Annotated in this window: 20 protein-coding genes; all 20 read right to left on the bottom strand. The window is 32.3% G+C overall.

Features of this window, described 5'->3' with window-relative positions; all coding sequences use genetic code 11:
- Window positions 1-414: a hypothetical protein gene (locus BM289_RS05985; protein ID WP_091491687.1), complete on the bottom strand. Its 414-nt coding sequence runs from the start codon at window positions 412-414 to the stop codon at window positions 1-3.
- Between the two features lie 37 nt (window positions 415-451).
- Window positions 452-940 (bottom strand): SRPBCC family protein, encoded by a 489-nt coding sequence (locus BM289_RS05980; RefSeq protein ID WP_091491685.1) that lies wholly within the window; start codon window positions 938-940, stop codon window positions 452-454.
- A gap of 174 nt (window positions 941-1,114) precedes the next feature.
- Window positions 1,115-1,573: a hypothetical protein gene (locus BM289_RS05975; RefSeq protein ID WP_091491683.1), complete on the bottom strand. Its 459-nt coding sequence runs from the start codon at window positions 1,571-1,573 to the stop codon at window positions 1,115-1,117.
- 27 nt (window positions 1,574-1,600) lie between these two features.
- Entirely contained in the window at window positions 1,601-2,044 is a 444-nt protein-coding gene (locus tag BM289_RS05970; protein ID WP_091491681.1) for a hypothetical protein, read from the bottom strand.
- A gap of 69 nt (window positions 2,045-2,113) precedes the next feature.
- Window positions 2,114-2,320 carry a helix-turn-helix domain-containing protein gene (locus tag BM289_RS05965; RefSeq protein WP_091491680.1) on the bottom strand — a complete coding sequence of 69 codons (207 nt, stop codon included), beginning with the start codon at window positions 2,318-2,320 and terminating at the stop codon, window positions 2,114-2,116.
- A gap of 11 nt (window positions 2,321-2,331) precedes the next feature.
- Window positions 2,332-2,874, bottom strand: a complete 543-nt coding sequence (locus tag BM289_RS05960; RefSeq protein ID WP_091491678.1) for a DUF2975 domain-containing protein — start codon at window positions 2,872-2,874, stop codon at window positions 2,332-2,334.
- Window positions 2,875-3,023: 149 nt separating this feature from the next.
- On the bottom strand, window positions 3,024-3,704 hold the full coding sequence (locus BM289_RS05955; protein WP_091491677.1) for a DUF4919 domain-containing protein: 681 nt from the start codon (window positions 3,702-3,704) through the stop codon (window positions 3,024-3,026).
- Between the two features lie 198 nt (window positions 3,705-3,902).
- Window positions 3,903-4,637 (bottom strand): DUF2625 domain-containing protein, encoded by a 735-nt coding sequence (locus BM289_RS05945; protein WP_208610235.1) that lies wholly within the window; start codon window positions 4,635-4,637, stop codon window positions 3,903-3,905.
- 30 nt (window positions 4,638-4,667) lie between these two features.
- On the bottom strand, window positions 4,668-5,069 hold the full coding sequence (locus BM289_RS05940) for a DUF1801 domain-containing protein (RefSeq protein ID WP_091491674.1): 402 nt from the start codon (window positions 5,067-5,069) through the stop codon (window positions 4,668-4,670).
- A gap of 86 nt (window positions 5,070-5,155) precedes the next feature.
- Complete coding sequence (locus tag BM289_RS05935) at window positions 5,156-5,602, bottom strand: hypothetical protein (protein ID WP_091491672.1); 447 nt, start codon at window positions 5,600-5,602, stop codon at window positions 5,156-5,158.
- A 16-nt stretch (window positions 5,603-5,618) separates the two neighbouring features.
- Window positions 5,619-5,957, bottom strand: a complete 339-nt coding sequence (locus BM289_RS05930; protein ID WP_091491670.1) for an avidin-fold protein — start codon at window positions 5,955-5,957, stop codon at window positions 5,619-5,621.
- 57 nt (window positions 5,958-6,014) lie between these two features.
- Complete coding sequence (locus BM289_RS05925) at window positions 6,015-6,425, bottom strand: hypothetical protein (protein WP_091491669.1); 411 nt, start codon at window positions 6,423-6,425, stop codon at window positions 6,015-6,017.
- The gene (locus BM289_RS05920; RefSeq protein ID WP_091491667.1) at window positions 6,425-7,069 is read right to left on the bottom strand and encodes a suppressor of fused domain protein; all 645 of its coding nucleotides are present in this window, start codon (window positions 7,067-7,069) and stop codon (window positions 6,425-6,427) included. The genes BM289_RS05925 and BM289_RS05920 overlap by 1 nt, the downstream gene beginning before the upstream one ends.
- 110 nt (window positions 7,070-7,179) lie before the next feature.
- Window positions 7,180-7,671 (bottom strand): TPM domain-containing protein, encoded by a 492-nt coding sequence (locus BM289_RS05915; protein WP_091491666.1) that lies wholly within the window; start codon window positions 7,669-7,671, stop codon window positions 7,180-7,182.
- Between the two features lie 119 nt (window positions 7,672-7,790).
- Complete coding sequence (locus tag BM289_RS25300; protein WP_143102049.1) at window positions 7,791-8,114, bottom strand: hypothetical protein; 324 nt, start codon at window positions 8,112-8,114, stop codon at window positions 7,791-7,793.
- A gap of 298 nt (window positions 8,115-8,412) precedes the next feature.
- Window positions 8,413-9,162: a DUF2314 domain-containing protein gene (locus BM289_RS05905; protein WP_091491663.1), complete on the bottom strand. Its 750-nt coding sequence runs from the start codon at window positions 9,160-9,162 to the stop codon at window positions 8,413-8,415.
- 286 nt (window positions 9,163-9,448) lie between these two features.
- On the bottom strand, window positions 9,449-10,405 hold the full coding sequence (locus BM289_RS05900) for a DUF6620 family protein (RefSeq protein ID WP_091491662.1): 957 nt from the start codon (window positions 10,403-10,405) through the stop codon (window positions 9,449-9,451).
- A 26-nt stretch (window positions 10,406-10,431) separates the two neighbouring features.
- A complete protein-coding gene (locus BM289_RS05895) occupies window positions 10,432-11,379 on the bottom strand; it encodes a hypothetical protein (protein ID WP_091491660.1) in 948 nt (315 codons plus the stop codon).
- Window positions 11,380-11,390: 11 nt separating this feature from the next.
- Complete coding sequence (locus tag BM289_RS05890) at window positions 11,391-11,633, bottom strand: hypothetical protein (RefSeq protein WP_091491659.1); 243 nt, start codon at window positions 11,631-11,633, stop codon at window positions 11,391-11,393.
- Window positions 11,633-12,586 carry an SPFH domain-containing protein gene (locus BM289_RS05885; protein WP_091491657.1) on the bottom strand — a complete coding sequence of 318 codons (954 nt, stop codon included), beginning with the start codon at window positions 12,584-12,586 and terminating at the stop codon, window positions 11,633-11,635. Before BM289_RS05885 ends, BM289_RS05890 begins: the two co-directional genes overlap by 1 nt.
- Between the last annotated feature and the right edge of the window lie 82 nt (window positions 12,587-12,668).

Genomic DNA, 12,668 nt, shown 5'->3' with positions numbered 1-12,668 from the left:
TTATTTCTTTTTTACAGTAATTTTAGATGCGAGATAAGCCGTTGGGATATAAGCAAAAACTAAATCAATAATGCTAAACCAAACTGGCGATGGCAAAGTATAAACCATTACAATTCCTCCAAACAAAAAGAAAGCCCCGATAAAAAACGCCAGTTTTGTTTTGTTTGAAGCGGCGATCAATGCAGTTGTCAATGCACCAGCAAAAGTTCCTATGGCATGTGCTAAGAAAGGAAACAGAAAATGTTTGGCTTCAAATAAATGCATGGTGGCCTTTAAACCTTCTGGAGTTGTAACATCGGCGCCGTTTGGAGGCGGAATTATAGAACCACTTATTGATATAATACTCATGTTGACAATGCTTCCAACAACAAGACCGGCAAGAACTGCCAAAGTGTTTCTAAAAAGGGGGTTCATAATTTTTCGTGTTTTAGTACAACGAATTTATGAAAAATTAATCTCTTGCTGATAACTTCTTCTCATTTTCTGTTTGTGGTTTTCCTGTAGCGTTGGGTTCGCCTTTTCCAGTTTCAATAAGTTTTTTCAAACTGTTCTGGATATAGTTTGTCCAAGCATCACGACAGATGTCGAAACATTCGTATTCTGGAACTAATCCGAAATGAGTGAAAGTGAGTTCTGTTTTTCCTTCTTTTGGTTTGATTTCAAAAGTAGGTTTTGTTCCTGTCCATTCGGTTTTGTCCTCTGTGAATTTGAAATAGTTCTGTACAATAAACCATACGATTTTTTGGTTCAGAATTACTTCAATCAGTTTTATTTTACAGCGGTGAACATCTTCGTAATGATAATCAAATTCATCATTCAAATTGGCTGTTTTTCCTTCAATTTCTTCTGACCACCAGCCTCGAACGTTTTGCACAGCTTTGAAAACTTCTTCCGGAGATTGATCGACTAGTAATGTTGTGGTAAAATCATGTACACTCATCTTAAATTGATTTAGAAATTTGAAAAGTAAATTTATAATATGTAAATCAAATAGTTAAGGTGGTTAAAAGACAAAATTAAGGTGTGTTTCGGACAATATTTATCTTGAATAGCAAACCCAACAGGTTTTTAAAGCCTGTCGGGTTTTTTTATCGAAATCTGTATATAATCCTTTTTATTTGTTTTTTCTAAAAACACCAATTAGTAAATTGATAATGTAAATTGGTGTTGCTGCAAAAATTATTAGCAAAAATTCAATAAGTAAAACTGTATTAACAGACACATAATCATCATATAAAGGGAAATTACTGTTTACCTGATATTGTGGGTTACAAAAGAAAATAATCCAATAAAAAATAAAACTTCCAATTAATAAAACAGAATGAATTGCCGTTAGAAATTGTACAAGTTGTTTATCGAAAACTTTTTGAATCAACCAATATCCTAATCCCATTAAAAAATAACAAAGAAAAAGAAATATGGTGCTTTCTATATTTCTAACAACAAAGTAAGTATCATGGATATTTATATCCATCGTTGCCAAAGGATTATTGTTTTGCGTAATTCCAATAGCTAAAATTAAGATAGCAATAAACCAAAATAAATGATAAACTTTTATTTTTCGAAGATTCATTTTCTAAACTTTTTTTCTCAGTTGCATTTAGAAATTATCGCCAACTATAAAAAGAAGACTCATAATTATGGCTAAAAAAGTTAAAAGACTAATCAGTCCAATTAGAGTCATTCTCCAGCCGCTATAAGTTTCGCCACCATTACTCATATGATTTTGAATGTTTTTTTCCTGATATGTTTTTAGGAAATAAGAAGCAATAAAAGAGTAAACTATCGGGAAAATTATGGAAGGGAAATTTTCAGGTAAAAGAAAAACCAAACAAATTATAAAAAAGGAAGCTATACCAGTAATTATCCAGGTTTTTTGAGCTTTTTCTTTATCATTGAAAACTCTGAAATTTTCTGCAATGCAATAACCTGCTACAAGCGGACCAGCCAAAAATGTTGCAATGCGAATAGCTTTTTCTGAGTAAATTTTTTCGGTTGGGATTTCTTCAAAAACCGATTTTTCTATATTTTCTTCTGTTGACATTATTTATAGATTTGAGATTTAATTTTTTGTAAGAAAACACAAATTAAATATATAAAATGTATAAATAGGTTATTTTTCAGAAAATTCTAAAATATCTCCGGGCTGGCAGTTTAAAACCTTGCAAATAGCTTCCAAAGTACTGAAACGAATGGCTTTTGCTTTTCCTGTTTTTAAAATCGAAAGATTCGACAAAGTTAAATCTACTTTTTCTGAAAGTTCATTTAATGACATTTTTCTTTTAGCCATCATGACGTCTAAATTTACTATTATAGGCATAATTTTTTCGTTTAAACGGTTAGTTCAATTTCAGATTGTATTTCGATTCCTCTCTTAAAAATCTGTCCAATAACAAATAATACAATTGCCATAAATATCCATACACCGCCCCCTTCCAGATTTAAACTCTCCAATGTCGGAACTTTTACATTATTTGTAATTAGCCAGCTATTGAATTTTTCAGCCCAAAGAGAGAACAAACCAATTCCGAAAGCCAGATAAGAAAGATAAGATATAAAACGTCCGGTTTCTGCTGTAAATGGTTGCTTTATATTTAGTTTTTTCTCGTGCAGTAGCTTCACAATTAAATAAAACATAATTGCTTTTAAGATGGCAACAATACTAATAAAACATATTTCCTGAATGTAAAAAGAAACATTGTAATTATAAATATCAAGTAAATTCAAAAAACGGGCATTGTACGAATTTATAGTCAGGGTATAAATTCCGTTGAAGAGATACATTCCGGCTTCTACACATAACCCGATAAAAATGATCCACGATAAAATATTCAAAATTTTCAGAATCTGTGGCGTTCCTATTTTAATTTCCATTTGTAGCTAGATTAAAAGTTTATGATGCTAAATTAATAAAAATTTATTGATAAACAATAAAAATATAATTTTAATCAAAAAAAAAACTCCAACAAGATTATTGTTGAAGTTTCAGAAATATTTTTAATAATAGTTATTTCGAGTTTTATTTAGCGAAGCATTTTCCTTTCGTTCTCTAGCATTTTTTCAATATTGAAATAAATTCCCTCGACATTGTACGCGCCTTTTTCAAAACTGAGATAGTCACAATTTTTGACTAAAGACTGTCCTTTTGATTCCAATTCGAAAAGATTTAGAAGTACATATTCATGTTCGACCAGTAAAACATGAAAACCTGTTTCACATTTTTTTCCGTCACCTGACGATAGAATGACATTCATAATGCTATGAAATTTGAAAGAAGCAATTTTTGAAGCCGCTTCGTCTCCTTTTAAATGATAGATATAAGAAAGATAATTCAGCTGTCTTAAATCAAAAGGGAAGTCACTTAAGGAATGATTTGATAATTTAATGATTTCATCGTAATCCGAAGTTTCCAATTTTTCTTTATTGTAAAGTGCGTTTAGTTTTTCTTCATCTGGAGATTTCCAAAAAGCATCATATTTAGGCTGGAAAACATAACCTAGGTACAAATGGCGGTATTCTTCATGCGTTAAAAGTGTATCATTTTTTGTGAGCCTTTCCATTAACTTGGGGTAGAAAAACTTCGAATTTTTATCGTTTATTTCTTTTTCGATGGCTTTATAATCAGGAGTTGTAAAACCAGTTTCTTGGGAATTCATTTGAATCCCGAAACAAAAAATAAGGAGGAAAATAATTTGTTTTAGCATGATTTACAGGGTTTTAGATTGTAGTTCTGGTCTTACTAAAATACTAATTATTTTAACACAAAATATTCTTTTGAAAATGGGATGCATTAGAGATGAAAGTGGTATCTCCCGATTAACAAAACAAGACTTTTTAATCATAGCTTTTATTAATCGGGAATTTAGTGGAAAGTCCGGTGCAGAACGCCCAAATTATAAATCTTAATGTCCTAATTGTTTTCTTAAATCGAGATTAAGACTGTATTGCTCTTCTACAGGAATTGGTTTTCTGCTGACTTTATTAATGTCACTTCCTTCTTTGCTCCATAAAAACGGATAAAAATTAAAGACTTGATCACCAGGTAATTCAGAAACTTCTTTTTTCCAGTCATTCCATCTGCTTCCTGCATAAAATTTATCCAAGTCATTAGAAAAACAGAATCCTAAGAATTCTGAATACGTAATATCAAGGGCTTCATATTCTAAATTATCGGGAGAGAAATAGTATACTTTGCCAATATCTTTTCCGAAAGCACCACCGTTTAACAGATAAAAACCACCCAATGCATCATCGGCAATAAGAAGAAAAGACGGACTTTCGCCGACATTTGTAAAAGATTTCCCTTTGTTCCAATCTGGCAGGCTTCGGTTCAATTTGGAACTTCCCGAACCTAAAATCCTGATCCAGCCGTTATCAATTAGAATGCCGCCCGTTTTGTAGATTACGGCTCCCATTGGTGAACTCGTAGTTACTTGTGTTTGATACAAAGCATCTTTGGCTTTTTGCGGATCGGCGGGAAGAATTTCTACTTTGTTTTTGGCTGTATCAATCCATTCTTTTACGAGTTTCCATCCAGAATCGTTTTGATCTATAAGTTCGTTTACTGGTCGCATTTTAGTTTGTGAAAAAGTTATTGAGGTTAAAAGTAATAAGGCAGTTAAAGGAAAAAATTTCATTTTGGTTTTTTGGTTTAATTTGGTTTCGGGTTAATAGGGTTTGGTCATTAAACGGATTAGAACTCCTTTGCGTTTTACAATATTTTTATAATCCCACTGAATTTCAATACCTTTTTTGAGCCATCGTTTTAAATCTTCTTCATTGATTTGATCGGAATTTGTATAGCGCATTTCGGCTGCTTTAAAAGAGCCTTCGTTTTGCAGCTGTTCTTCATCAAAAGATTGTCCGCTCCAAAAAAGCAATCTCACGGAACCTTTTAATTTGCTGTAACCAACAATCGGATTTCCGTCTAAAAACCAGACGGGATGTGCATGCCAGATTTTGTTTTCGGCGCCAGCTAAGTTTTCGGTTATAATTTTACAAAGAATATCGCAAATTGCTTTGTCCGATTCTGTTTGAGAGTCATTGTAATTTTGAATGTCCTGATTCATGATTGCCGTTATTTAGTTATATCATGTCTTTTCTAAATCAATGTTTTAGGATTCTTTAAGAGTTGTTTTATTGAAGTTCCAGAGAATTATTTTTCTCTTTGAAGTAAAATGGTACTGTCTTCATTGGCCTCGTTAAATTCAGAAGCTCTGTTTTGGTTAAGGCTGATATTGATTTTAATTTCATCATTATTTATAAAATCTAAAATAGCCAAAAGCCTTCCTTTTTCAACAGCTTTTCCTTTCTCAATGGCAGAAGCGATAATATCCATTTTCATTGGTACAGTAGACTCGTCTATTTCATATTTTAAAGTACCTTTCTGTCCGTTATTTTTGCCACCTTTCACAACGAAATTTTTTCCATCAATAAATTCACCGTTGATAGTCATAGAAACGAAATCGTCATTACTAAAAACCATTTTGTTTTTTATGCCTTTGTTATCTGTTGCGCTCCAGTTTCCTACAAGTGTTTCTTTTTTAGTTTGAGAATAGGTAATATTCGCCAGAAAAAGAAAGAGTACAAGAATTTTTTTCATTTTATAAAATTTGATGTTATTGTTCTTCGATTATTGAATTTCCTTTGGAATAATCTCCCGATGTCCACTGCCAAGTTTCGTGAAGTCTTATTTTTCCATTTTCTAAAATTTCGGGTTTAGAATTACAGATTCCTGTCATTAATTCCCCTTTTTCATTTATTTGATGGTAACGTATTTCGATGTTTCCATTTTCATCAACCAAACCTATTAAATGACCTGAAATAATTTTTCCTCCCGAATATTCAGAAGTTAAAATATTGTTTTCCTGTTTGTAGAGAAATGTTGTTTCATTGGAAGTTTCTCCGTTTTCAGTATTGCTTACTGGTTTAAAAGTCTTGTTGTTGTAATTAATCATTTTGTGATATGAAATTTTATGCTCCTTGAATCAAATTGAGGCTCTTTAAAGCTGTTTTTAACTATTTTGAAAAATAATAATGTCTGAAAATTTTTCTATCTGATCTATTATAAACAAACTATCATTAAAATAATCCATATCATAATCCTGGTCTCCCCACATTTCAAATCGTTTTTGAGCCGTTTTTAATTTTTCTTTATCAAAAGGCTCTTCATTCCAATCTTCTTCTAAATCTTCGGCAATTTCCAAAGCTTCTTCATTTACATGTTTTTCCTCTGATAGATAAACATAAAAACGATATTCATCATTAAAAAGTATGGTAATCTGATTATCGCTAAGAGTAATTTCTGGCTGATCTCCAGCGTCTGAATTCTGATAAAATTCTTCTAAATACTCTTTTAAGGCCGTAATATTTGCATTTGAAGAGGGTAATATATAAGCGGCATAAGAATAAAAACTATTAGCCATTATTTTCTGTTTAAGTTAGTTATAAGTAACGGATTGTCTTCTTTTAATTTATTGATCAACTCTTCAACTGTTGTTTCGTTATTTTTTATCTGATCATATTCTGCAGTTGTAATTCCAACAATTTGAAGAAAAGATACTTCGCCATGTGGCGTTTGTTTTTTAGCTATTTCGGGATCATTTATAAATACTAGTGCAGTAATTTCGGTATCGGTTCCTAAACGAATTGGCCCGTTTGCCGGCATATAATGAAATTCTTCAAACCATTTACCGCTACTAAAAACATATTTGGCAATATTTTGCAATAAAGCTACAGCCCAGCTTGGGTTTCCATTATCGGCTTCATAAGGTTTTAGTCTAAAAGTCAGTTCAAATCCCCACTTGCTGAATTCTCCATTTACTTTTTCTTCGTTATAATATAACTCCGAAAATCCATAGGTAATAAAATGATAATGATCTTCCTGTTTTTCACTTTCGTAATAACTTACTCCATCCAGCGGACTATCACCACCAAGCATATACGGAAGCGGAGGAGCAAAGTGTTTAGGTTCCTGATCAGGATACAAACGGTCAAATTCCTTATCGATTTCTAACCAGCCTACAGCATCATCTTCTGAAAACTCTTTTTTATAATCTTCTAAATTCATACGAATGGTTTTTTAGTTTATAGAATATACAAGATATTGCTTTTATTACAGAATAGAGAATTTCTGATAAAAAAAAATCCGACCTATAACAACAGATCGGATTTTGTTTTTTATTCTATTTTTTTTAAAAGCTGTTTTACGCCCAGTTCTAAACCTTTATAGTAATCTCCTTTTTTTAATTCTGGAACTACATAAGTCGTTATGATGTCTTTTAGTTCTTGATCGCTCATTTTTGAACGTACTTTTTCGACACCTTGAACCTGAATTTGTCTTAATTGTTTGCTGATTACAATTAAAATAGAAGTATCAATTTTTAGCTGTGAAAGCATATATTTATCTAAAGCCAAAGAATAATCACTTAAATCAGTATAAGGAGCTATAGAAGAGGTCGTGACAATAAGAATTTTGCTAGTGGTCTTAGTCTCGCTCGATTTTAAAAAATCATTTAAAGTTTTTACCTGACTTGAAGTAAGAATTTTTTCGAAGTCATTCATATAATCGTACGATTTAGCAAACATTGCAGAAGCATCTGCTGCTGTTTGTGCATAGAAATGATTTGGTAAAAAAAGAACTATTGCAAATAAAAACAATATTTTTTTCATGGCAGATATCTGATTTGGGTGGCGCAAAAGTAGTATATCTTTATCTGAAACAGATGAAAAAAAGATTAGTTTTTTGTTTTTAAATGAAAAAACACCTTTTTATATTTAAAGCCACTTTATTAATTTTTCCCTTCCTGATATTTTGCTGATAATACTTGTCCTGCCTTTTTAACAAAATTTTTATTAAATGTAAAAAGATCCCAAAACCAATATCTTTGAGTAATTTGTAAATTAAATGTCTGTGATGTAATTTCTCCCTTTTTTACTCTATCAAATTGATATTCATAATTGTTTGGTAAATAGACAGGTAATTGTCCTAGTGTAATGAATTGGGCAACAAGCGGATTCCCACACGATGGATATTGCTTTATTGGATAAAGTTGGATTTTCAAATCTGCCTGCGTACTGTCGGTGGTAAAAGTAAAGAGGTTTGATTTCTTCAAAATTTTAACTTCTTTTTTTAAGGAATCGTTTAGGATATATACTGTTTCTTTGTTTTGCTTAGTTTGAATTTTTCGATATTCCTTTGGATAAACTTTATATGAATAGCAGGAATTAAATAAGAGAATAAAAGATATAAACAAAAGAGTAACAAATAGTTTTGTTAAGATTTTTTTGCAAAGTATTGAAGACTGGAGAATCATTTTGTAAACTTTATGAAATAGTTCACAAAATTAAAATTTAATTTATATAAAAATAAGAAAAATCCGATTTATCTTGATAAATCGGATTTGTGAGGTTTTATTGAAGTAATGGTAGTAAATGATCCCATTTTAGTTCTTTGGCAAAATCCAAAGCGGTTTTACCGCTTTCGGTTTTAGCATTTTTATCGGCGCCTGATTTTAATAAAACTTCAACTGAAGTCTGATTTCCGGCAATGGTTTCACGATGTAAAAAAGTATAGCCTAATTCATCTTGATGTGTTACTTCTTCAGGATTATTGGCTACAAATTCAATAAGACTTTCTTTCATGTTTTTGCTCATTGGATGCTCGATCAGGTTTTCTGGTTTTTCTTTTTGTTCGTTTACAACCAAAATGTCATTAAAATCACCAAAATCTAATCCCCAAGCATCGTCATGAGCATCTCTTTCGTCTTCACTCATTTCAGAACGCATCGCTTGAATGGTAAAAGCACCGTAAGTTTGTCCGTTAATGGCAAACAACCAATCACTGATTTGATTTAGCGGAATTGCAATTTCGTCTCCGTTAGCCACATTTGTCAACTCATTTGGATCATTTACCAAAATGCCGTATATGTTTTCGCCGTCAAAATTTACATCATTTATCCACATATGTTCTACGACAGTTTCGTTGTCAATTTCTTGAGTAAAAGCTAGTTTTACACAGGCTACGTCAAGACCTGGAACTATTCGGCGGTATTCCCAAGATAATTCTCTCCAGAAATATTTAAAGGTTTCCTGTGCTCTTTTGTAAGCTTCAATCATTTTTGGATTTTCTCCGTCGGCGTAGAATATTTTTGTTTCTTCCATGGTATGTAATGTTTAATTTAATTCAAATTATAAGTTGTTTTGAACGAATAAAAAACCGATTTGTTTTTTTTTGCAAATCGGTTTTTTTTATCATCAAAAATAAATATGACTATCCGCTAAATAGATTAGTAATTTACTAAAAAATATTGATGACGCGGATAAAATGGATTTTATACAGATTAATAAAAAAATCCGTCTTAATCCGTGTCTTTGCGTTAGCGAATCAATATCATCTGTGTGCTGTTTTTTAAAATTAATGTAAGTAGCGAATATTCATAAAATAAATTTAGAAATTTACGTCGTCTGCGATATTTCCGCCTTGTTCCGTGGCGAATTTTGCAGCGTATTCTTTTTGTTTTTCCTGTTGATAATTAGAAAACTCGATAATGTCTTGAGAATTCCAGTTTTGGTTTTGCTCCGTCATCCATTGCATGGCTACAGATTGGAAATCGGCCAGATTGATTCCGAAGTTTTCTAGAATCCATTGTGCGCCATCAATTCCGTATTCGTAAGCCGCTTGTCTTGCTCCAGCTAATTCTTCGTAGAAATAACGATCGGTTTTCATTCTTTCTAAGTTTGCAGCACCTTCTTCAGAAATCTCCGCTTTTAAGTTTTCCAATTGCGGAACCGTTACATTTTCAGCATAATATTGACCGAAAAGCGTGGTAACTGTAAATGATGTATCTTCACCCATACGCTGTGGCCAGATTGTATTTAGTTCTTCCCAAACAATTGGTTCAAATCCCATTGCTTTACAAACTTCTAGATAATCAATTCCAGCACTGATTTTAAGACACATTGCCGTATAAGTTCTCAAATCTACACCATGAACAGGTTCTAAAAACGGGTTATTGTCATCCACTTTTACAAATCCTGAAGTCTGGATGCCACTGTATTTTAAAGAATTTGCGTGTTCAAACCGAATCATTTGATCAGAATCACAGTTGTTCCATTCTGTGTAAACTGTTCTTCTGTAGTTGAAATAAATGTTTTGAATGTCTTTTTCGTCTAAGTTCTCACCACTTGCACGTTCATCTGCAATCCAGGCTTCTGCTCTTGCTTCCACTTCGTTATCAAAATCTTCTACTGTATAATGTGTTCCGTGTAAAGTTTCCGGATCGTATTCTACTTCTTTATAATTATCCTCATAATCATTTTCATAATTGTCATTTGAAGTCTGTGCTTCATAATTTTGGTTTTCCTGTTTGTCTCCTGTTAGAGCTCCAAAAAGTTTTTTAAACATTTGTCGATTTTTAGGGTTAATAAAATTTAATATTTCAATTGATTCTGATACATTTTTTCGTTGTGTTCTTTTAAATCTGGTGTAATTTTATTCCACTCGTCATACATTGCTCTCAAATAGACCTCACGTAATTTTGGAGCATTTTGAATCGCAAATTGTCTTTGTTCTTCCAAATCATCCATTTTGGACTGAACTTCGCTTACTACTTTTTTATTTGATTCATGAATAATGCTCAAACTTAATTCATGGCGCTGATGGTACAAGTCACGCTCTTTGTCTTTTTCGTTTTCGTAAGCTTCATGTAAATGAGCGGTTCTCTGTTCTGCCAATTCTCTGGCAATATTCTGAAGGTTTCTTCCCAATGTGCTTGGCGCAAATGTGTTTTGTGTGTGGCAATAAGGACAGGAAATGTAAGTTTCGATTAAAAAGATTTTTTCAATCAGAATATTTCCACCACATTGTTTACAGCTGAACTTATCTTTGATGGTTTCAAATTCATTTAATATTTTCTGATATTCGATTTCAAGATCACGTTCCTGTGTTTTTTCAATTTGTTTTCTCCAATAATCATATTTGTCATCAAATTCGTTGTAACGATTGGAACATGCACTTCTAAAATCAGAAAGTAAATCGTGATGTTTATCCAAAACAGAAATCTGTGAATTGATATTGTAATAAAGATCATTTACCTTTTCTTCGTAAATATCTCTGGCTTTTTCACGGATATTATTTAGTTGACCGTTTACTCCAGAATAAACTCTATGAAAAGTTCTTTTATATAAATCTTCGTCTTCTTGTAAAAGCTGTTTTAATTCCGGAATTGAAGCTGTTGCCAATTCTTCCATTTTAGCTTCTAATTTTTCTAAAAAAGAAAACCATCTTTGCTGTGATTCTTGAAGTTCGGCATACCATTCCGGATATGACTGTTTGCTTCCTTCGTTTTTGTCTTTTGATTTATTAAATAATCCGAACACCTTATGTTGTTTTAAATTGAATTGTCTTCTTTTTTAATATATAATCCGTCAGTAAGTTTTACGTTTAAAAACTCAAATCCACAGTAGGCGCAATGTGTTACGCCATCTTCTTTAGCTCTTCCTGCACCGCAGTTTGGACAGTCTTTGGCGCTCATTTTGGCTTCGGTTGTTTCAAACTCGCCTCCGTAATTAGTCTGTTTTTGAGCATTTTCTTTAAGTCTGCTCAAAAATGAATTTACTTTTTTTTCTTCCATTATAATTGACTTAAAAGTGCCGCTTTTTTGGTTTTAAATTCATCTTCATCTATTAAACCTGCATCAAATAATGATTTCAGTTTTTGAAGTTTAGAAGTAATGTCGTCTCCCGTTTCCTGTTTTGGCGTTTCTTTATTTTGTTGTAGTTGATTGAAAAGAATTCCCATGCTTACTGCATTTTGAGTCGCATCGTGAAGTCCGTTTTCTTTATCACCAATCGCAGTTGCAGTATTGAATTTGGTAAATTTATCCATGTCGGTTACCATATTCATATTGGTGATTTTATCGTAATGTGCGGTAACTTCTTCTGGTAAGGTTACGCTTGTAATGACAAACTGAGTCAGTTCGATTCCTAATTGCTCGAAATAAGGTTTTAGGTAAGGCTCGATTTTCTTGCCTAACTGTGTAATGTTTCCCGCGACATCGGTAACGGTTATGTTTTCATTGGCTAAAACTTCTCCGAATTTTGGAGCAACAAAATCTCTTAATTGACTTTGGAGTTCAAAAATGGTCAGCTGTTTGTAAGTTCCAGCGTATTGGCGAAAGAATTTGGCAGCATCGGCTATTTTAAGATCAAAACTTCCAAAAGCTCGAATTCTAATTTGGCCGAATTGCGGATCATTCATCAAGATAGGAGCAGGAGTTCCCCATTTGTTATTAATGAATTGATGTGTGTTGAAAAAATAAACATCAGCCTTAAACGGACTTTCGAAACCGTATTTCCAGCCTTTTAGTTTACTTAAAATGGGAATATTTTCTGTAGATAAGGTATGAAGTCCTGGAGAGAATACATCGGCAAGTTGTCCTTCGTTTAAGAGCATGGCCTGCTGGCTTTCTCGTACCGTTAATTTTGCACCGTTTTTTATTTCTTTGTCTTCGTCGAAGTACTTCCACATTAATAAATTAGGGTTGCTTGTCGTGGATTCGATTATTTCTATAAAAGGTAGTTTCATTACTTTCTTATTTATAGAGAATAAAAATAAGGAATTAGAAATGATGACAAAATTTTCTTACGTAAAGTTTTAAACAAATTTT

It is taken from the genome of Flavobacterium phragmitis, from assembly GCF_900112575.1.
Classification (GTDB): domain Bacteria; phylum Bacteroidota; class Bacteroidia; order Flavobacteriales; family Flavobacteriaceae; genus Flavobacterium; species Flavobacterium phragmitis.
The sequence above is the reverse complement of the archived record's forward strand: the minus strand, read 5'-3'. Positions and strand labels throughout refer to the sequence as shown.